At 68.6% G+C, this 20,105-nt stretch carries 18 protein-coding genes; 6 read left to right on the forward strand and 12 right to left on the reverse strand.

Going from position 1 to position 20,105, the window contains the following annotated elements:
- Positions 1-3 precede the first annotated feature (3 nt).
- The 4 genes from KXR53_RS25995 to amaB form a co-directional block, all read right to left on the reverse strand.
- Positions 4-798 (reverse strand): ABC transporter ATP-binding protein, encoded by a 795-nt coding sequence (locus KXR53_RS25995; protein WP_437378206.1) that lies wholly within the window; start codon positions 796-798, stop codon positions 4-6.
- A 2-nt stretch (positions 799-800) separates the two neighbouring features.
- Positions 801-1,721, reverse strand: coding sequence for an ABC transporter permease (locus KXR53_RS26000; RefSeq protein ID WP_437378207.1), 921 nt, complete (start codon positions 1,719-1,721; stop codon positions 801-803).
- Positions 1,722-1,877: 156 nt separating this feature from the next.
- Positions 1,878-2,843 (reverse strand): ABC transporter substrate-binding protein, encoded by a 966-nt coding sequence (locus tag KXR53_RS26005; RefSeq protein WP_437378208.1) that lies wholly within the window; start codon positions 2,841-2,843, stop codon positions 1,878-1,880.
- Between the two features lie 112 nt (positions 2,844-2,955).
- Positions 2,956-4,458 carry an L-piperidine-6-carboxylate dehydrogenase gene (amaB, locus tag KXR53_RS26010; RefSeq protein ID WP_437378209.1) on the reverse strand — a complete coding sequence of 501 codons (1,503 nt, stop codon included), beginning with the start codon at positions 4,456-4,458 and terminating at the stop codon, positions 2,956-2,958.
- A gap of 200 nt (positions 4,459-4,658) precedes the next feature.
- Between amaB and KXR53_RS26015 the strand changes: the two genes are divergently transcribed.
- From KXR53_RS26015 to KXR53_RS26025, 3 genes are all read left to right on the forward strand, one after another.
- On the forward strand, positions 4,659-5,357 hold the full coding sequence (locus KXR53_RS26015; RefSeq protein ID WP_437378210.1) for a hypothetical protein: 699 nt from the start codon (positions 4,659-4,661) through the stop codon (positions 5,355-5,357).
- A gap of 325 nt (positions 5,358-5,682) precedes the next feature.
- Positions 5,683-6,093: a RidA family protein gene (locus tag KXR53_RS26020; RefSeq protein WP_437378211.1), complete on the forward strand. Its 411-nt coding sequence runs from the start codon at positions 5,683-5,685 to the stop codon at positions 6,091-6,093.
- Positions 6,094-6,298: 205 nt separating this feature from the next.
- Positions 6,299-7,108 (forward strand): class I SAM-dependent methyltransferase, encoded by an 810-nt coding sequence (locus KXR53_RS26025; protein WP_437378212.1) that lies wholly within the window; start codon positions 6,299-6,301, stop codon positions 7,106-7,108.
- A gap of 102 nt (positions 7,109-7,210) precedes the next feature.
- Here the strand turns inward: KXR53_RS26025 and minE are convergent, their stop codons facing one another.
- From minE to KXR53_RS26050, 5 genes are all read right to left on the reverse strand, one after another.
- Positions 7,211-7,489 (reverse strand): cell division topological specificity factor MinE, encoded by a 279-nt coding sequence (gene minE, locus KXR53_RS26030; RefSeq protein ID WP_437378213.1) that lies wholly within the window; start codon positions 7,487-7,489, stop codon positions 7,211-7,213.
- A complete protein-coding gene (minD, locus tag KXR53_RS26035) occupies positions 7,486-8,301 on the reverse strand; it encodes a septum site-determining protein MinD (RefSeq protein WP_437378214.1) in 816 nt (271 codons plus the stop codon). Before minD ends, minE begins: the two co-directional genes overlap by 4 nt.
- Before the next feature lie 23 nt (positions 8,302-8,324).
- Entirely contained in the window at positions 8,325-9,080 is a 756-nt protein-coding gene (minC, locus tag KXR53_RS26040) for a septum site-determining protein MinC (RefSeq protein ID WP_437378215.1), read from the reverse strand.
- 254 nt (positions 9,081-9,334) lie between these two features.
- Complete coding sequence (locus KXR53_RS26045) at positions 9,335-10,036, reverse strand: RluA family pseudouridine synthase (RefSeq protein ID WP_437378216.1); 702 nt, start codon at positions 10,034-10,036, stop codon at positions 9,335-9,337.
- 7 nt (positions 10,037-10,043) lie between these two features.
- On the reverse strand, positions 10,044-10,652 hold the full coding sequence (locus KXR53_RS26050) for a histidine phosphatase family protein (RefSeq protein ID WP_437378217.1): 609 nt from the start codon (positions 10,650-10,652) through the stop codon (positions 10,044-10,046).
- A 125-nt stretch (positions 10,653-10,777) separates the two neighbouring features.
- Between KXR53_RS26050 and KXR53_RS26055 the strand changes: the two genes are divergently transcribed.
- From KXR53_RS26055 to KXR53_RS26065, 3 genes are all read left to right on the forward strand, one after another.
- Positions 10,778-11,662, forward strand: a complete 885-nt coding sequence (locus tag KXR53_RS26055; RefSeq protein ID WP_437378218.1) for a polyphosphate kinase 2 family protein — start codon at positions 10,778-10,780, stop codon at positions 11,660-11,662.
- A gap of 85 nt (positions 11,663-11,747) precedes the next feature.
- Positions 11,748-14,069 (forward strand): glycoside hydrolase, encoded by a 2,322-nt coding sequence (locus KXR53_RS26060; protein ID WP_437378219.1) that lies wholly within the window; start codon positions 11,748-11,750, stop codon positions 14,067-14,069.
- A gap of 72 nt (positions 14,070-14,141) precedes the next feature.
- Positions 14,142-15,731, forward strand: a complete 1,590-nt coding sequence (locus KXR53_RS26065) for an ABC transporter substrate-binding protein (RefSeq protein ID WP_437378220.1) — start codon at positions 14,142-14,144, stop codon at positions 15,729-15,731.
- 18 nt (positions 15,732-15,749) lie between these two features.
- On the opposite strand, the gene KXR53_RS26070 is transcribed toward KXR53_RS26065, so the two are convergent.
- The 3 genes from KXR53_RS26070 to KXR53_RS26080 are packed head-to-tail and all read right to left on the reverse strand — an operon-like array spanning position 15,750 to position 20,081.
- Positions 15,750-17,528, reverse strand: a complete 1,779-nt coding sequence (locus KXR53_RS26070; protein WP_437378221.1) for an ABC transporter ATP-binding protein — start codon at positions 17,526-17,528, stop codon at positions 15,750-15,752.
- Positions 17,525-18,469, reverse strand: coding sequence for an acetamidase/formamidase family protein (locus KXR53_RS26075; protein ID WP_437378222.1), 945 nt, complete (start codon positions 18,467-18,469; stop codon positions 17,525-17,527). Before KXR53_RS26075 ends, KXR53_RS26070 begins: the two co-directional genes overlap by 4 nt.
- Positions 18,459-20,081 carry an ABC transporter substrate-binding protein gene (locus KXR53_RS26080; RefSeq protein ID WP_437378223.1) on the reverse strand — a complete coding sequence of 541 codons (1,623 nt, stop codon included), beginning with the start codon at positions 20,079-20,081 and terminating at the stop codon, positions 18,459-18,461. Before KXR53_RS26080 ends, KXR53_RS26075 begins: the two co-directional genes overlap by 11 nt.
- Positions 20,082-20,105 lie beyond the last annotated feature (24 nt).

Consider the following 20,105-nt stretch of genomic DNA (forward strand, 5'->3'; position numbering starts at 1 on the left):
GCCTTACGCCAGCAGCAGGCTGTCGTCGTCGAGCTGCTCGCCGCGCACCGTGCTGAACAGCTTCAGCAGGTCCGGCACGTCGAGGCCGTGCCGCTGGTCGCCGGCCACGTCGAAGGCAACCTGGCCCTCATGCAGCATCACCGTGCGGTTGCCGTGGTCGAGCGCGTCGCGCATCGAATGGGTGACCATCAGCGCCGTCAGCTTCTGCTCCTCAATGATCCTGCGGGTCAGCCGTAGCACGAAATCGGCGGTGCGGGGATCGAGCGCCGCGACGTGCTCGTCCAGCAGCAGGATCTTCATGCCCGCCAGCGTCGCCATCAGCAGGCTGACCGCCTGGCGCTGGCCGCCGGAGAGCTGGCCCATGGCATCGCCCAGCCGGTTCTCCAGCCCCAGCCCCAGCACCGCCAGCTTGTCGCGGAACACCTTGCGGCGCGGCCCGTCGAGGGCAGAGGCGAAGCCGCGCGCCCGGCCGCGGGCATAGGCCAGCGCCATGTTCTCCTCGATCGACAGGCCCTCGCAGGTGCCGGCCATCGGGTCCTGGAACACGCGGGCGACCAGGCCGGCCCGCTTCGGCGCCGGCCAGCGGGTGACGTCGACGCCGTCGATCTCGACCCGGCCGCGCTCCGGGCTGGCGTCGCCGCTCAGCACGTTCAGCAGGGTCGACTTGCCGGCGCCGTTCGAGCCGATCACGGTGACGAACTGGCCGCCCGGGATGGTGAGGTCGATGCCGCGCAGCGCGCGGTTCTCGAGCGGCGTGCCGCGGCCGAAGGTGACGTGGATGTCCTCGACTCGGATCATCGTCAGGCGCTCCGCCGCAGCAGGGTCTTCAACGGGTTGCGGACGCCCGGCAGCATCAGCGCGATGCCGACCAGGACGGCGGTGACCAGGTTGAGGTCCGAGGATTGCAGCCCGAGCCAGCCGGTGTTCAGCGCCAGCGCGATGGCGATGCGATAGAGCACGGCGCCGATCACGCAGGCCAGCAGCATCATCACGATCGAGCGGGTGCGGAAGATGGTCTCGCCGAGGATCACCGCGGCCAGGCCGCTCACGATCGTGCCGGTGCCGACGGTGACGTCGGCGAAGCCGGCGGTCTGGGCGAACAGGGCGCCGGCCAGCGCCACCAGCGCGTTCGACAGCGCCATGCCGACATAGATATGCAGCTTGGTCGAGATGCCCTGCGCCCGCGCCATTCGGGGGTTGGCGCCGGTGGCGCGCATGGCGAGGCCGAATTCCGAGGTCAGGAAGCGGCCGAGCGCCAGCCCGACCGCGAGCACGATGATCGCCAGCACCATCACCTTCAACGTCGCCCGGAGCGGCAGCCCCGTGGCCTCGATCACCGGCGACAGCCAGGCGAACAGGTTGATCACCGTGTCCTGGTTGATCAGGGCGACGTTCGGCTTGCCCATGATGCGCAGATTGATCGAGAACAGCGCGATCATGGTCAGGATGCTGGCCAAGAGGTGCAGGATGCCGAAGCGGACGTTGAGCCAGGCGGTGACGAGGCCGGCCAAGGCGCCGGCCGCGACTCCGACCAGGGTCGCCAGCACCGGGTCAGTGCCGCTGACGATCAGCGTGGCGGCGGTGGCGGCGCCGAGCGGGAAACTGCCATCGACGGTCAGGTCGGGAAAGTTCAGGACCCGGAAGGACAGGAACACCCCGAGCGCGACCAGGGCAAAGACCAGCCCGACTTCGATCGCGCCGAGAAAGGCGAACAGGCTCATCAACACATCCTGTGGCGCAGCCGGCGGCGGCCGCGGAAACGAGAAGGCCCCCGATATACGGGCTTCGGCCGGATCTGTCATGTCCGGACGGCCCGATCGGGGCTGTGCGCGTGCAGTCGGGTTCGCCGTGGCGAACCCGACCTCCGAGCTTGATGTTTACTCGATCACCTTCTTGGCGCGGCTCAGCACCGCCTCGGGAACGGTGACGCCCATCGCCGCGGCCGATTTCTTGTTCACGAACAGGTCGGTGCCGCTAGCGTTCTTGACCGGGATGTCGCCCGGCTTTTCGCCCTTCAGCACCCGGGCCACGACGACGCCGGTCTGGCGGCCGACCTCGAAATAGTCGAAGCCGACCGAGGCGATGGCGCCGCGGGAGACGCTGTCGGTGTCGCCCGAGAAGACCGGCAGCTTGTTCTCGCTGCCGACCGCGATCACGGCCTCGAGCGCCGAGACGATGGTGTTGTCGGTCGGGACGTAGATCACGTCGGCCTTGCCGACCAGGCTCTGCGCCGCGCCCTGGACGTCGGCCGACTTGGCGGCGGCGGCGGTGACGATGTCGACCTTCCACTCCGGCGCCATCTCTTGCAGCGCCGCCACGAGCGTCGCCGCATTGGCCTCGCCCGGGTTGTAGGGCACGCCGATCGTCTTCACCGTCGGCACGATCTCCTTGATCAGGTTCAGGTGATCGGCCAGCGGCGACAGGTCGGAGATGCCGGTGACGTTGCCGCCCGGCTTCTCCAGGTTCTTGACCAGCTGGGCGCCCATCGGGTCGGTCACCGCGGTGAAGACCACCGGGATGTCCTGGGTCGCCGCGACCACGGCCTGGGCCGAGGGGGTGGCGATCGGCACGATCACGTCCGGGCTCTCGCCGACGAACTTCTGCGCGATCTGGGCGGCGGTGGCCGGGTTGCCCTGGGCCGATTCCCACTCGAAGGCGAGATTGTCACCGTCCTTGTAACCGGCTTCTTCCAGCGCCTTCTTCACGCCGTCGCGGGCGGCGTCGAGCGCCGGGTGCTCGACAATCTGCGTGACGGCCACCGTGACCTTCTCGGCGGCGATGGCCGCCGGGGACAGAAGCGCCAGGGCCGCGCCGGCCGCCAGTGCCAAACGGCTGATGTGCATGATACCTCCCCTGTTTCTCCGCCGGCGGGCTTTGCCGGTCGTGTCTGAGCGCATTAGCGCAGGCGGCCGGGGGGCCGTCAAGAAACCCGCCGTCCGCCTGCGTTTTGTCCGATCAACCGAGGTCGAACACGATGCCCTGAGCCAGCGGCAGCTCGCGGCTGTAGTTCACGGTCGCGGTCTGCCGGCGCATATAGGCCTTCCAGGCGTCCGAGCCGCTCTCGCGCCCGCCGCCCGTCTCCTTCTCGCCGCCGAAGGCGCCGCCGATCTCGGCGCCCGAGGTGCCGATGTTGACATTGGCGATGCCGCAGTCGCTGCCCGCCGCCGACAGGAAGGTCTCGGCCTCGCGCATGTCGGTGGTGAAGATGCAGGAGGACAGGCCCTGCGGCACGTCGTTGTGCAGCATCAGCGCCTGGCTGAAGTCCCGGTACTTCATGACGTAGAGGATCGGCGCGAAGGTCTCGTGCCGCACGATCTCGCTCTGCGCCGGCATCTCGGCGATCGCCGGACGGACGTAGAAGCCGCCCTCCGGCACGCCGGCGGTGACCTGCTCGCCGCCGGTGACGGTGCCGCCCTGCTCGCGCGCCGCGGCCAGGGCCTTCTGCATGCCGTCGAAGGAGGCCTGGTCGATCAACGGCCCGACCAGCGTGCCCTGCTCCAGCGGGCTGCCGATGCGCACCGCGCCATAGGCCTGCTTCAGAGCCGGGATCAGCTTGTCGTAGACGCTGTCATGCACGAACAGCCGGCGCAGCGTGGTGCAGCGCTGGCCGGCGGTGCCGACGGCGCCGAACAGGATGGCGCGGACCGCCATGTCGAGATCGGCCGAGGGGCAGACGATCATGGCGTTGTTGCCGCCGAGCTCGAGCAGCGAGCGGCCGAGGCGCTGGGCGACGCGCGGCCCGACCTCGCGGCCCATGCGGGTCGACCCGGTGGCGGAGATCAGCGGCACCTTCGGGCTGTCGACCAGCGTCTCGCCGATAGCGCGGCCGCCGATCAGGATCTCGGCCAGCCCGTCCGGCACGCCGCCGAAGCGCTCCGCCGCCTTGCGGAAGATCGCCATGGTGGCCAGCGCCGTGACCGGCGTCTTCTCCGACGGCTTCCAGATCACCGGATCGCCGCAGACGAAGGCCAGCGCCGCGTTCCAGGACCACACTGCAACCGGGAAGTTGAAGGCGGAGATGACGCCGACGGGGCCGAGCGGATGCCAGGTCTCGGCCATGCGATGGCCCGGCCGCTCCGAGGCGATGGTCAGGCCGTAGAGCTGGCGGGAGAGGCCGACGGCGAAGTCGCAGATGTCGATCATCTCCTGCACTTCGCCGAGGCCTTCCTGCAGGATCTTGCCGGCCTCGATCGAGACCAGCCGTCCCAGCTCGGCCTTGTGGGCGCGCAGCTCCTCGCCGAACAGGCGCACCAGCTCGCCGCGGCGAGGCGCCGGCACGGTGCGCCAGTTCAGGAAGGCGTTGGACGCGCGCTCGATCGCGGCCCCGGCATCGGCGTCCGTATGCTCGCGCAGGCGGGCGATCTCGGCGCCGTCGACCGGCGACCGGACCACCAGCGTGCCGCCGGTCAGGGCGTCGGGGTCGAGCCCGAGGCCGCGGATGAGATCGTGCAGCTCCATGAAACACAACTCCGGAGAACGAGAGCGCCGAAGGCGCTGATGGGCGGCATTCGTATCGTCGCCCGGTCCCCGGGGCAAGCGCAGCGGGGCCGGGGCTGCCGGACATGGGGAGGATAGGTATACCACTAAAAATGGTATTGTCCTCCAAAAATAAATAGTGTTTATGATTTGTTCGTACCGCAAAAATGGTGGTGGCGGAGATGGGTGCGGCTTTCCTCGAAGCGCTTCATGTCGAAGCTGTGGCCATGGTCGCGGCGGTGCGGCAGACCCGCAGCGCCCGCAGCCTGCTTGATGGCACGGCCGGGGTCGCGACCTATGCGAACACGCTGCGCGAGGCCTATCACTACCAGCGTGTGCTGCCTTCTACCTTGGCCCTGGCGGCGGAACGGATGCTGGACCACGGCCGCTATGTTCCGATCGCGCTGCTGCTGCAGGAGAAGGCGGGGGAGGTGGCGGGGCTCGACCTCCGGATCCTCGCCGATCTCGAGGTGCTCGGCTTCAGCCGGGCGGATGTGGTCAACTCGGTTCCGGCGCCGCCGACCCAGGCCTATGTCGCCTGGCTCCGGTTCCTCTGCCGCAGCGACCATCCGGCCGGCTTTCTCGGCATCGCCTATGCGCTCGAATATCTCGCAGCCACCTGCGCCGGCGCGGCTGCCGACAGCCTGGGGCAGGCGGGTCGGATCCCGGGCATCCGCCGGGCGCTGAGCTTCCTGCGCAACCGGGCCGACGCGCGGGAGGGCCATGTGCGGACGCTCGCCGCCACGCTGCCGGAGCTCGACGACCCCGCGGAGATCGACTCGATCCTGACCTCGGCCCGGGTGACCCGGATGCTCTATGCCGGGTTGCTCAGGGCGGTCGACGGCATGTCGTCGATGCCGGCGCGCCGATCACCGGCTTAGGCGGCATCCGCGAATCATTAGATCGAAACATGGCGGCTGGGGTGGATGGTGTAGTTCCAGCCGCCGGGAAAGTCATGGGGCCGGGATCACCTGGACGGCGCGGCGAAATTCATGCGACCTTGGTATAGGTCCGATGGACGAAATAGGCTTGGGCTGGCGTTCGTGGGCCAACGCTCAAATGCCGCCGCTTGCGGTTGGAGAAGTTCCGTAGCGGCAGATGGAAGTCTGCGCTTCGGTGACGCTGTCGTAGGTCCGCAGATAGATCCTCTCACCTGACCTGTGCAAACCTGCCAGTTCCCGTCACCCATAGCAGGAGGCGTATTCAATGACGCTCGAATGCATAAATCCCAACGATCTGCCGATTCCTGAAATGTACACCCAGGTCGTCATCGCGACAGGAAGCAAATTGGTGTTCGTCTCGGGCCAGCAGCCAGAAGACATAAGCGGCAAGCTGGTCGGCCTCGGTAATTTCGCGGCCCAGGCGCGCCTGGCGTTTGGCAATCTTGGCCGTGCGCTTGCTGCTGCCGGCGCCCGGCCAGAGGAAGTCTGCAAGATCACAATTTACGTCGTCGACTACAATCGCGACGAACATCTGCCGATCATCGAAAAGGCCCAGACGGCGCTTTTCGGAGGTCACAAGCCCGCAAATGTGGTGGTCGGGGTAGCGGTGATGTCCCCAGGCTACCTGATAGAAGTCGATGCGATCGCGGTCATCGACCACACCACAGACAGCTAAGGCGGCATCCGCGAATAATTAGATCGATCACACAGAGAACCTACAGCCCGTGCCCGAAATACGGAATCCCGAAACCACGCCCTTCGCATCACAATCAATTCATCAACAAGCGAACGACCTCTTAGCCGGCCGTCGCGATTGTCGATCCGGTGCACCGTTTGGTAGAAGCCATGGCCAGCATAGGCTCGCGAAGGGGAGGGGACCGATGCACGAGGGCATGGCGCTCAACCGGGCCAATTGGGACGAGCGGGTCGGGGTTCATCTCCGCTCCGCCTTCTACAATGTCGACGGGTTCCGGCGCGGCGAGACCGACCTGGGGCCGATCGAGGCGGCGGAGATCGGCGATGTCGCCGGGCTGCGCGTGGCGCATCTGCAATGCCATTTCGGCCTGGATACGATGTATCTGGCCCGGCGCGGCGCGCGGGTCACCGGCCTCGACTTCTCCCCCAATGCCGTCGCTGCGGCCCGGGATCTGGCGGCCGAAACCGGCAGCAGCGCCGATTTCGTCGAAGGCGACGTCTATGACGCGCCGCGTCTCCTCGGCGCGGGGCTCTACGACCTCGTCTTCACCAGCTGGGGCACGATCCTCTGGCTGCCCGACATCGCCGGCTGGGCCCGGGTGGTGGCGGCGCTGCTGAAGCCGGGCGGGCGGCTCTACTTCCTCGACGACCATCCGGCGGCGCGGTCGCTGGACCAGGCGGGCGCGGATGCGCCGATCATGCCGACCTACACCTATTTTCGCGATACGCCGTTCGAATTCGACGCGCAGGGCACCTACGCCGACCGCGAGGCCGCCTTCACCCACACCCGCTCGGTCGAATGGATGCACCCGCTCGGCGCCATCGTCGGCGCGCTGCTGGCGGCCGGGCTGCGGCTGACGGCGCTGCGCGAGCACGACGCCACGGCGTGGCAGATGTGGCCCTGCCTGGTGCGGGGAGAGGACGGGCTGTATCGGATGCCGGCGGACCGGCCGAACCTGCCGCTCAGCCTCACCATCGAGGTGGTGAAGGGCTGAATTCCCGCCGCCGTTTTCCGATGCGATGCAGGAGGCGACCCCGGGCAGGGAACTGATCGTGTCCCCGGGGCCTCCGCATCGCCCCGTGGGACAGGTCGGACATCAGCCCCGCGCGGCAATCCGGGCGGGGCCCGCCGGGGTCGGGATCTCGATGTCGACCTCGAGCGTCGACACCGCGTCGCCGCGGTCGAGCTTGACCTGGACCTTCTCGCGGTCGACCGCGATGTGCTTGGCGATCACCGCCAGGATCTCCTCCTGCAGCGTCGCCACCAGGTCCGACCGGCCGCCGATCACCGACCGCTCATGCGCCAGCAGAATCTGCAGCCGCTCCCGCGCCACGGGGGCGGAGTTGCGCTTGGTGAAGAAGCTGAACAGGCTCATGCAACCCTCCGGCCGAACAGCTTGGCGAAGATCCCTTTCTTGTCGCTCGGGACTGTCATCTCCAGAACCTCGCCCTTCAGGCGCTTCGCCGCGTCGAAATAGGCCCGGGCCGGGGCGCTCAACGGGGCGTTGAGGGTGATCGGCGCCCCCATGTTCGAGGCCCGCAGCACCTCCTCGCTCTCCGGAATGATGCCGAGCAGCGGGATCGACAGGATCTCCAGCACGTCGTCGGTCTTCAGCATCTCGCCGCGCTCGGCCCGGCCGTGGTCGTAGCGGGTCAGCAGCAGGTGCTTCTCGACCCGCTCGCCCTTCTCCGCCTTCTCGGTCTTGGAATCGAGCAGGCCGATGATCCGGTCGGAATCACGGACCGAGGAGACCTCGGGGTTGGTCACGACCACCGCGGCGTCGGCATGGCGCATGGCCAGCACGGCGCCCTTCTCGATGCCGGCCGGGCTGTCGCAGATCACCCAGTCGAACTTTTCCTTCAGCTCGCCGATGACCCGGGACACGCCCTCCATGGTCAGGGCGTCCTTGTCGCGGGTCTGCGACGCCGCCAGCAGCGACAGGGTGTCGATCCGCTTGTCGCGGATCAGCGCCTGCGGCAGCTTGGCGTCGCCCTGGACCACGTTGATCAGGTCGAACACCACCCGGCGCTCCGACCCCATCACCAGGTCCAGGTTGCGCAGGCCGACGTCGAAGTCGACGACGACGACGTTCTGCCCGCTCTGCGCCAAGGCCGCGCCCAACGCCGCGGTGGAGGTCGTCTTGCCGACCCCGCCTTTTCCGGATGTCACGACCAAGACCTTGGCCATATTCGCTGCTCTCCTCTCTTGCCTCAGTCCAGGGCTGCCAGAACCATGGCGTCGCCGTCGAGCCAAGCCTGCACCGCCCTGCCGCGCAGCTTCGGCTCCATGTCGTCCGCGGTCTTGTAGAGCCCGTCGATCGCCAGCAGCTCGGCCTCGAGCTTGCGGCAGAAGATCCGGGCCCGGCCGTTGCCGGTCGATCCCGCGATCGCCCGGCCGCGCAGCGTGCCGTAGACGTGGATCGACCCGCCGGCGATGATCTCGGCCCCCGAGGCGACCGACCCGACCACGGTGACGTCGCCCTCGGGGAAGATCACCGACTGGCCGGAGCGCACCGGCCGGTCCAGCAGCAGCGAGGCGGCGGGCCGCGGTTCGGCCGCCGGCGCCGCCGCGGCCTGGGCGCCGTCCGGCACCTCGATCATCCCGGCCGGACGGCTGCCGGTCATCATCGGCGGCAGGCCCCAGGCCTCGGAGCCGAGCCAGGACGGGTCTGCGCCCTCGATCCCGATCAGGCGGATGTCGCGCTGCTGCAGATCCTCGATCAGCGCCGCCAGGTCCTGCTTGCGCATCGGCAGAGCCGACAGGTCGACCACCACGGGGCGGCCCTGGAAAAACGCAGGCGAGCGCTGGATCTGGGCGTCGAGCTCGGTGAGCCAGTCGGTGATCGGCGGTTCCGGCGCCAGGACGAGCGCCATGAAGGAGCGACCACGGAAGCGGATGGCGGGGCGGGTGCGGGCTGCTGTTGTCACGGTCAGGGGCGTAGCCGGGCGCGATCCGGCCGTCAACACGGGGGTTCTCGACCATTGAACCCGGTTCGATCCGGATATGCAACAGGTTGTGGTTCCCAGGGCGAAGGGCCGCCATTTGTTGTGTCGCGTTCCCTTCTGTCTCGGCCGGTTTGCAAAGCTTTCGCCGCCCCCGCGATCGGCCGGACCGCGATGCCGACCTCGGGCCCGGATCCGATCGGAAGGCGGCAAGCGAGACGGAGAGCCGGGCGACTCGGAGTCCCGTCGAATATGTCGACCGCCACCGCGGCGGTCGGTCAGCCGGCCAGGGTGGCTTGGAATCTCCGAAGGGTCTCGGCGAGATGCGGGGGCGGCGGCGCCTCGGCCGTGACCGGCGGCTTCTTCGGATACAGCGGCACCGACACGGCGCGGGCGTGCAGATGCAGCGGCGGGGCATCCGGGCCGCGGCCGGCGGTGCCGTAGATCGCGTCGCCCAGGATCGGGAAGCCGGAGGCGGAGCAGTGCAGCCGCAGCTGATGGGTGCGCCCGGTCAGCGGCCGCAGCTCCAGCCAGGCCAGGCCGCCGGCGCGGCCCAGCACGCGGAACTCGGTCTCGGCCGGCTGGCCCGAAGGATCGACCTTCATCCACCAGCCGCGCTGCGCCGACCGCCTGGCGAGCGGCAGGTCGATGCGGCCCTCATCCTCGGCTGGGTCGCCCTCGACCACGGCCCAGTAGATCTTGCCCACCCGACCGGAGGCGAACAGCTGGCCAAGCGTCGCCGTGGCCTTGCGGTGCCGGCCCAGCACCAGGCAGCCGCTGGTGTCCTTGTCCAGGCGGTGGGCGAGGGCGGGCGGGTGCGGCAGGCCGAAGCGCAGCGCGTCGAGATGCCGGTCCAGCACCGGCCCGCCCTTCGGCCCGGCATGCACCGGCAGCCCGGCCGGCTTGTCGAGGATCAGCATCAGCCCATCGCGGTACAGCAGGCGGGCCAGGATCTCGTCATCGGTCGGGGCGGCGATCATGCCGGCGTCATCGCACCGGGGCACCGTCCGGCGCAACGGTATCGATGCTTCTCCACCCGTGCAGCAGCGTGCGGTCCTCTGCCGTGAAGGCGAAATAGTGGCCGCCCTGGCCGGCCGGCTGGTCGGCCTCGCGGCTGATCGGCCGCTCCTGTAAGTGGCACAGCAGCAGCGCCCCGACCCCGCCATGCGAGACGATGGCGACGTCGCCCGCCGCTGGCGCCCGGCGCAGGACGTCGTCGACGGCGGCGACGATGCGGCGCTGGGCGTCGGCCGCGCGCTCCCAGCCGCGCACGCTCTCCTGCGGCCGGGCGAAGAAGGCGTCGGCCATTGCTTCGAACTCGAGCTTCGGCAGATAACCAGTTGAAGAGCGGTCATTTTCGCCAAGATCTTCAACTTCGGTGACAGGCAGGCCCAGAGCCTCGGCGAGGATGGCCGCGCCGTCCCTGGCCTTGCGCTCGGTGCTGCAGAACAGGCTGCGCAGCCGCGGCGCCCAGGGCTGGTCCAGCACCGCCCGCATGCGGTCCCGGCCGCGCTCGGACAGCGGCCAGTCCGGCACCGGCACCGCCGGATCGATCGCCACATCGGGGTGGGTGATGAAATAGGCGTGCCCGGTCATGCGGTCCTCGGTTCAGGAGAGCCGGCCATCATCTCCGATTTGCCAGACCGACGAAATTCCTGCATCGATCATGCCGGAGCGCGCTGTACGGCGTGCCGGGGGCTTCCGATCGCGGAGGGGAAGGAATGGTCAAGCTGGGCAAGCTGGCGAAGCGCTACCGGATCGAGGACGGCGACGGCTTCCGCCTGAAGGACTGGGATCCGGCGGACACCGCCTGGCTCGACAAGGATGACAAGGTGGCGGCGCAGGAGGCGCTGGCCGAGAGCGTCGCCAGGCTGGCGGAGATGCAGGACATGCTCTACGCCCAGGACCACTGGTCGGTGCTGCTGATCTTCCAGGCCATGGACGCGGCCGGTAAGGACAGCACCATCAAGCACGTCATGTCCGGGGTGAACCCGCAGGGCTGCCAGGTCACCGCCTTCAAGCAGCCTTCGGCGGAGGATCTCGACCACGACTTCATGTGGCGCACCACCAGGCACCTGCCGGAGCGGGGGCGAATCGGCATCTTCAACCGCTCCTATTACGAGGAGGTGCTGGTGGTCCGGGTGCACCCGGACATCCTGGCCAGGCAGCGGCTGCCGCCGAAGCTGGTGACGAAGAAGATCTGGAAGGAGCGGTTCGAGGACATCAATGCCTTCGAGCGCTATTTGGCCCGCAATGGCACGCTGATCCTGAAGTTCTTCCTCAACGTCTCGGAGGAGGAGCAGAAGAAGCGCTTCCTGGAGCGGCTGGACGAGCCGGAGAAGCACTGGAAGTTCCAGCCCGCCGATGTGGCGGAGCGCCAGCTCTGGCCCGACTACATGAAGGCCTATGACGAGATGATCCGGGCGACCGCCACGCCGTATGCTCCCTGGCATGTGATCCCAGCCGACAGCAAGTGGTTCACCCGTTTGGCCGTGGCCGCCGCCATCACCGACGCGATGGACGGGTTGGACCTCGCCTATCCGAAGGTCGCGCCGGATCTGAAGGACAAGCTGCAGGCGGCCCGGGCGTCGCTGGAGAACGAATAGCCGTGCACCAGCTCCGATCACCCACTTGAGGAAATATGTGGCGAAATCAGATTAGTATCTGATCTTCTTTCAGTGATGGGTGAGCATGGTTGAGCGGATGGCCGAAGCCGTGTCGCGGGTGGCGCTCGCCGCGCTGGCGATGCTGCTGTGGGATGGCGGTCTGCCCGCCCCGGCGGCTGACGCGGTCGTCCTCGCGGCTCCCATGGGGACGTTCCGGATCGACCCGGCGACACTGGCGGTGTCGTTCGGCCCTGCCGGCGGGGAGGAGGCGGCGCTCGCCGTTCCGGCCGTGGACCCGGGACAGGTGACGGACCGGACCGGCTCCGGCTGGCGCCTCATTTCGAGCGATGACGCCTTCACGGTCGAGGCTGCGATCGAGGGCGAGGCGCTGCGCCTGTCGATCCGCTCCGATCGGCCGGCGATGCTGGCCTGGCCGCAGACCGCCGACCCGGCCGCGGTCACCGCCTATGCCATGCCCTTCGGCGAGGGCAGCTACGTCCCGGCCGACGATCCCGCCTGGCTGGGCTGGCTGACCCGGCGCTACGAGCCCGCCGGCTTGACCGAGCAGCTGTCGATGCCGTTCTGGACAGAGCTGCGGGCCGACCTCTCGATCACCTGGCTGGTCGAGACGCCGTTCAACACCTGGTTCGCCGTCGTCGAAGACGGCGGCCGGCCGCGGCCGGTTCTGGCGCACGACTTCACCCGCCTGGCGCCGGGCGCGCCCTATGTCGTCCGGCTCGTGCCCGGTCCCGCCGATCCGCTGGCGGGAGCCCGGGCCTATCGGGCTTGGCTGCAGGCGAGCGGGGGCTTCGTTCCGTTGACAGAGAAAATCGCGGCCCTGCCGGATGTCGCCCGGCTCGGCGGCGCCTCGCACATCTATCTCTGGGGCAAGGGACCGCTGAAGCCGGAGGATGTGCTGCAATGGCGCGCCTTCGTCCGGCTGTTCCAGCGGAAGAAGGACGATCCCGGCCATCTCGCCGGAAAGCTGTGGCAGGGTTTCGAAGCAGAGACGCGGGCGGAGTTCGAGGGCGCGTTCAAGGAGGCGGCCGGCGCCGATGGCTATGTCGCGCCCTACCGACGGGCGGCCCTGATCCGCGCGGTCAATGACGGGCTGCGCCGAGCGGTGCCGATGGCGGCAGTCGATCCCCTGCCGGGCGGCCACGATCCGGCGGCAGAGGCGGCCTGGGCCGTCGGACCCCTGCGTTCGGCGCTGACCGATGCCTTCGGCCCGTTGCTGGCGCCTGCGGAGCGCTGGGGCGGCGGGCTGTCGCTCGACACCGTGGCGGCGCTGCGGAAGGCCGGACTCGCCCGCGCCTGGCTGGGCGTCGAGGACTGGCGCGACGCGCTGTGGCACCCGGAGGCGGTGGCGGCCGCCAAAGCCGGGGGCTATCTGGTCGGCGCCTATGATAGCTACGGCAGCGCCCACCCGCCGGATCTGCCGGAGACCTGGCCGACGGCGCAGATGGGGGCCGAGCTCGCCGCTGCCGGCTATCGCGACCGGGACAGCAGGCTCGCCCCCGGCTTCGCCGGCCGCGGGGTCTATGTCAGCGCCGTGGCGGCGGAGCCCTATGCCCGCCGGCGGATCGCGGCGGTGGCCAAGGCCGCCGGGCTGGACAGCCTGTTCCTCGACGTCGACGCCACCGGGCTGGTGTTCGACGACACTACGCCGGGCCGGGAGACCAGCCAGGCGCAGGATGCCGAGGCGCGCCGCCGGCGCCTCGCCTATGCCGCATCGCTCGGCCTCGTCACCGGCAGCGAGGGCGGCTCCGCCCTGTTCGCACCGCAGATCGCCTTCGCCCATGGCATGACCACCCAGCCCTTCGCCTGGATGGATCCGGACATCAAGGACAAGAGCTCGCCCTATTACCGCGGCAATTACTGGCCGCCGGAGACGCCGTCGCTGTTCTTCAAGTCGGGGCCGCTGAAGCCGGAGATCGCGCGCTTCATCGCCGATCCGCGCTTCCGCCTGCCGCTCTACGAGATCGCGCTGCACGACAGCGTGGTCACGACCCATCACTGGGAATACGGCTCGCTGAAGTTCTCGAACGAGCGCGAGGCCACGGCCCTTCTGCAGCTGCTTTACGCGGTGCCGCCGCTCTATCACCTGAACGCGGCGGTGCTGGACCGCGACCTGCCGGTGATCGCCGCCTACGACCGGGTGTTCCGGCCGCTGCATGAGCGGCTGTTCACCCAGCCGATGACCGATTTCGCCGTGCTCTCGCCCGACCGGCTGCTGCAGCGCTCCAGCTTCGGCGACGGCACGGCGGTGACGGTGAACTTCGATGCGAAGCCCAGGACGCTGCCGGACGGCACGACACTGCCGCCCCAGTCGGCCCGCATCGCCGGGCCGGGGCAGGGGACAGAGACGGTCGAGATCCCGGCCCTGCTGAACCGCCAAGCGAAGTAGGCGGATCGCTGTGGCGGCGCCACCGGGGCCGCCCTACCATCGCCCCTGCACGTCAGACAGGGGGTGCTACCAATGAGGAAATTCGTCCGCGGCGCGGTCGCCGCGATTCTGCTCGGCTGCGCCACGCTGCCGGCCCGGGCCGAGACGCCGAAGGACACCCTGGTCCAGGCCTACCGGATCGACGACATCATCACCCTCGACCCGGCCGAGGTGTTCGAGTTCTCCGCCACCGAATATGTGGCGCAGGTCTACGACCGGCTGATCTATTACAACGCCGAGGACCCGGCGAATTTCCGGCCCGGCATCGCCGAAAGCTGGGCCGTCTCCGACGACGGCCGAACCTTCACCTTCAAGATCCGCGACGGGGTGAAGTTCCACTCCGGCAATCCGCTGACGGCGGAGGATGCGGCCTATTCGATCCGCCGGGCGGTGAAGCTGAACCTGTCGCCCGGCTTCATCATCGGCCAGTTCGGTCTGACCGCCGACAATGTCGATCAGATGGTCACGGCGCCGGACGCGCGGACCCTGCTGTTCCGGACCGATAAGGCCTATGCGCCCAGCTTCGTGCTGAACTGCCTCAGCGCTACGGTCGCCTCTGTGGTCGATTCCAAGCTGGTCGAGGAGCATGCGAAAAACGGCGATTTCGGCCATGACTGGCTGAACACGCATTCCGCCGGCTCCGGCCCCTACAAGCTCGTCGCCTGGAAGCCGAACGAAAGCCTGGTGATCGAGCAGTTCGACGATTACTGGCAGGGCAAGCCGGGCTTCCGGCGGATCTTCTTCCGCCACGTGCTCGACCCGACCTCGCAATTCCTGCTGCTGCAGAAGGGCGACGTCGACATCGCCCGCGGCCTGACCGGCGAGCAGATCGAGTCCCTGAAGTCGAACCCGGACATCGCCCTGCAGGAGGTGCCGCGCGGCACGATCTGGTACCTGGCGATGAACACCCAGACCGAGCCCCTGAAGAAGGTCGAGGTGCGGCAGGCGCTGAAATACCTGATCGACTACCGGGGCATGGCCGACAGCTTCATGAAGGGCCGGGCCGTGCTGCACGAGAACTTCCTGCCCAAGGGCTTCCTCGGCGCGGTCGACGACGAGCCGTTCAAGCTCGATGTTGACAAGGCCAAGCAGCTTCTGGCCCAGGGCGGCTATCCCGACGGCTTCAAGATCACCATCGATGTATCGGACGGGTCGCCCTATCTCGAAATGGCGCAGTCGATCCAGGCGACCTTCGCCAAGGCCGGGGTGGAGGTCCAGATCATCGCTTCCGACGACAAGCAGACCACCAGCAAGGTCCGGGCGCGCAAGCACCAGCTGGCGATCGGCCGCTGGGGCCCGGACTATCAGGACCCGCACACCAACGCCCAGAACTTCGCCATGAACGTGGACAACGGCGACAACCCGCCGATGAAGACCACCGCCTGGCGCAACGCGTGGGACATTCCGGAGCTGACCCGCGAGACCGAGGCCGCGGTGCTGGAAACCGACACCGCCAGGCGGCAGGCGATGTACGAGGCTCTGCAGCGCAAGGTGCGTGACGCCGGCCCCTATGCCTTCATGTTCCAGCAGGTCGAGGCGGTGGCTGCTCGCAAGAGCGTCCAGGGCCTGGTCTGGGGGCCAGGCACGGAGAACGACTTCTTCTGGCAGGGGAAGAAGGAGTAGGCCAGAGGCGGGAGGCCGTTACGCCGCCTCCCGCGCCACCAGGTGCCCGCTGCCGACATCGGCGAGGTCGACCAGCACCGGTTGGTAGCCGACCGGCCGCACCGGGCTCGGCACCTCGCCGGACAGGCGCTGGAAATGGTCGCGCCGGCGACGCGGATCGGCGATCGGCACCGCCTGCAGCAGCTTCTTCGTATAAGGGTGGCGCGGATCCTCGAAGATCTGGCGGCGGGTGCCGGTCTCGACGATCTGGCCGAGATACATCACCGCCACCCGGTGGCTGATCTGCTCCACCACCGCCATGTCGTGCGAGATGAAGAGATAGGCGAGGCCGAGATCGGCCTGCAGCTCATGCAACAGGTCCAGCACCTGGGCCTGGACCGAGACGTCGAGGGCCGAGACGGATTCGTCGGCGATGATCGCCTTGGGCGACAGGCTCAGTGCCCGGGCGATGCAGATGCGCTGGCGCTGGCCGCCGGAGAATTCGTGCGGATGGCGGTGGCGCAGCTCCGGCGCCAGACCGACACGGCGGAACAGCCACTCGACCCGATCGGTCAGCTCGCTGCCCTTGGCGAGGCCGTGGATCACCAGCGGCTCGGCCACCAGCTCGCCCGCGGTCATGCGTGGGTCGAGCGAGGCGTAGGGATCCTGGAACACCATCTGGATGTTCCGGCGCAGCGGCTTCAGCGCCGTGGGCCCGAGGCCTGCGGCCTCGACCCCGGCGATGCGGATCGAGCCGCGCCAGGGCACCAGGCCCATCAGCGCCTTGCCGGTGGTTGACTTGCCGCAGCCGCTCTCTCCCACCAGCGCCAGTGTCTCACCCGGATTCAGGACGAAGGACAGGCTCTCGACCGCATGCACACGCCTGATGGTTCGCTGCAGCAGTCCGCCGGCGATGTCGAAGCGGACGGTCAGATCCTTGACCTCGACCACCGGCGCGTTCGCCGCGGGCAGGGCAGGGGCAGCGACGCGCAGCGGTGCGTCGCGGCCGGCCATCTGGCCCAGCTTCGGCACCGCCGCCAGCAGCCGCTTGGTGTAGTCGTGCTGCGGCGCCTCGAACAGCGGCACCACCGGGCCGCTCTCGACCACCCGGCCCTGATTCATCACCACCACCCGGTCGGCCATCTCCGCCACCACGCCCATGTCGTGGGTGATCAGGATCAGGGCGGTGCCGAAGCGGCGCTGCAGGTCGCGCATCAGCTCCAGGATCTGGGCCTGGATGGTGACGTCCAGCGCCGTCGTCGGCTCGTCCGCGATCAGCAGCTTGGGCCGGCAGGCCAGCGCCATGGCGATCATCACCCGCTGCCGCATCCCGCCCGACAGCTCGTGCGGATACTGCCGCAGCCGCCGCTCGGGCTCGGAGATGCGCACCGCCTGCAGCGCCTCCAGCGCCGCCCGCCGGGCCTCGGCCGCATCGGCCTTGCGGTGAGCGCGGATCGCCTCGCCGATCTGCCGGCCGACCGACATCACCGGGTTCAGGCTGGTCATCGGCTCCTGGAAGATCATCGCGATCTCGCCGCCGCGCACCCGCCGCATCTGTCGCTCCGACAGCTTCAGCAGGTCGCGTCCTTCCAGCAGTACCTGGCCGCCGGCGACCCGGGCCATGGGCTGCGGCAGCAGTCCCATGATCGACAGTGCCGTCATCGACTTGCCGCTGCCCGATTCCCCAGCGATGCACAGAGTCTCGCCGGGGAACAGGTCGAAGCTCAGATCCTCGACCACCAGCTTCGGCCCCGCCGGCGTCGCAACCTGCGTGCTGAGGTTGCGGACGCCCAGCAGTGGCGTCGTCCCATCGCTCATTCGAAGACGATGCGCGGGAAGTAGAACGACACCACCCAGTTCGGCTGGTCGACGATCTCGCTGATCCGCAGATCGCCGCAGACGGAGCACAGCATGTAGGCGTCGATCGGGGCCATGTTGCGGGTGCGGCACAAGAGCTCGATCATCTCGGAGACGGCGATGCGCGCCCCCTCCATCAGGTCGGGGCCGACGCCGGTCGTCACCTCATAGCCCTTGCCGTCGACATGCCGGGCCACCGGCCCGGGCGTGGTGAAGCGCGGCATCTTCAGATTGGCGCCCTTCACCAGATCGAGCCTGAGCGTCACCCTCATCGGGCTTTCGATCGCGGTGCCGCAGACCTCGCCGTCGCCCTGGGCGGCATGGGTGTCTCCGATCGAGAACAGCGCCCCCGCCACCTCGACCGGCAGGTAGAGCGTCGCCCCGGCCGAGAGATCGCGGATGTCGAGATTGCCGCCGACCCGCCGCGGCGGCACCACCGAATGCAGCCCGGGCTCCGCCAGCGCCAGCCCGATGGTCCCGGCGAAGGGCTTCAGCGGCACCTTCGCCAGGGTAGAGAACAGGGCGGGGGCCAGGGTGTCGGCCTCGTAGCGCCAGAGATGCAGCGCCGGGTCCTTGAACTGGTCTGCCAGCAGGCCGAAGCCCGGGATGTTGGCGGTCCAGCCGAAGCCGGAGGGCGTGTAGTGGTCGAGCGTGATCTTCAGCGCGTCGCCTGGCTGCGCCCCGTCGATGAAGATCGGTCCGGTCACCGGGTTGACCTTGCCGAAATCGAGCGCCGCGACATCGGCGACCGTGCTGGAGGCGCTGAGCTGGCCGCCCGAGGCGTCCAGGCAGTCGAATTCCAGCGTCGTGCCCGGCGCGACCGTGGCGACCGGCGGAATCGACCGGTCCCAGCCGAAATGGTGGTGCGCGCCGTGGACGGTGTGAGTGTGGCTACTGGACATCTTTGACATACACGTTGTCGTAGTTGACCGGGATGTGCACCGGGTCGACGAACAGGGCGTCGTCGCCGCCCATCCGCTCGGAGCGGATGGTGTAGCGCTGCTCGTTGAACACCGGGGCCCAGGGCGCGTCCTTCATGATGTCGAGGAAGATGTCCCGCCACTTGGCCTCGCGCTCCGCCGCCTTGGCCGGGTCGGCGATCGAATCCGCCTCGGCGGCGCGCTTGTTGAGGTCCTCGTTGCAGTACCAGGACCAGTTCCAGCCGCCGGGCACCGCGCCGCCGCAGCCCAGGATCGGGCCGTAGAAGTTGGACGGGTCCGGGAAGTCGGCGATCCAGGCCATGCCGCCCGACCAGATCATGGTCGACTGCTTCTCGTCGCCGCCGGCGGCGATGACATTGGCCTGCGCCAGTGCCTTGATCTCGGCCTTGATGCCGATCTGGGCCAGGTCCTGCTGGATCGCCTGGGCGATGCGCGGCTGCGGATCGGTGTTGGCGACGTAGAGCTCGGTGGTGAAGCCGTTGGCCAGTCCGGCCTCGGCCATCAGCTTTTTGGCGCCTTCGATATCGTACGGGTAGCCCTTGTAATCGGCGGCATAGCCCGGCATCGAGGGCGGCAGCGGCTGGTTCGCCGGCTTGGCCCGGCCGTTGATGATGCGGATGATCCGGTCCTTGTTGATCGCCATGTTGACGGCCTGGCGCACCCGCACGTCGTCGAAGGGCTTGGCCTTGACGTTCATGGTGACGTAGCCGGTGTGCAGCTGGTTGCCCTGGATGATCAGGCCCTTGTAATTCGGGTCCTGCGTCACCTCGAGGAACTTGGCCGGCGGGATGCCGTCGCCGGCGATGTCGACTTCGCCGCGCTGCAGCCGCAGCAGCGCCACCACCGGCTCCTGCCCGACCTCGAACACGATCCGGTCGAGATGCGGCAGCCCCTTCTGGAAATAGTCCGGGTTGCGTTCGAACACGACGCGCTGGCCCAGCGTCCATTCGGCCATCTTGAACGCGCCGGTGCCGACCGGGTGCTTGCCGAAATCAGCGCCCCACTTCTCGACCTCCTCCTTCGGCACCACATGCGCGAAGTTCAGCGCCATCTTGTGCAGGAAGGGCGCGTCCGGCCGGGTCAGGTGGAAGACGACGGTGGTGTCGTTCGGCGTCTCGATGCCGCTCAGCTCCTTGGCCTTGCCGGTGGAGACCTCCTCGAAGCCCTGAATCGAATCGAAGAAGCCGGCGCCGGGGCTCTGCGTCTCCGGCTGAACCACGCGGTCCAGCGAGTATTTGACGTCGGCAGCCTTCAGCTCGCGGCCGTTGTGGAACTTGACGCCCGGACGCAGCTTGAAGGTGTAGGTCAGCCCGTCGGCCGAGACCTCGAAGCTCTCGGCCAGGTCCGGCACCAGCTCGGTGGTGCCGGGCTTGTAGTCCATCAGCCCGTCAAACAGGCTCTTGATCATCGACCAGTTCTGCCAGTCGTAGCCGATGGCAGGGTCGAGGGTGGTGACGTCGTCCTTGTAGGTGATGGTGATCGATCCGCCCTGCTTGATCTCCTGGGCCGTGGCGGGCGTCGCCAGGGCCAGGGCGAGGGTCGCGGCGCCCGCGAGCAATACGGTCTTCAGCATGAAACCTCCTCTGGTTCGGGCGGC

The sequence above is a fragment of the Inquilinus limosus genome, from assembly GCF_051487185.1.
Taxonomy (GTDB): domain Bacteria; phylum Pseudomonadota; class Alphaproteobacteria; order DSM-16000; family Inquilinaceae; genus Inquilinus; species Inquilinus limosus_F.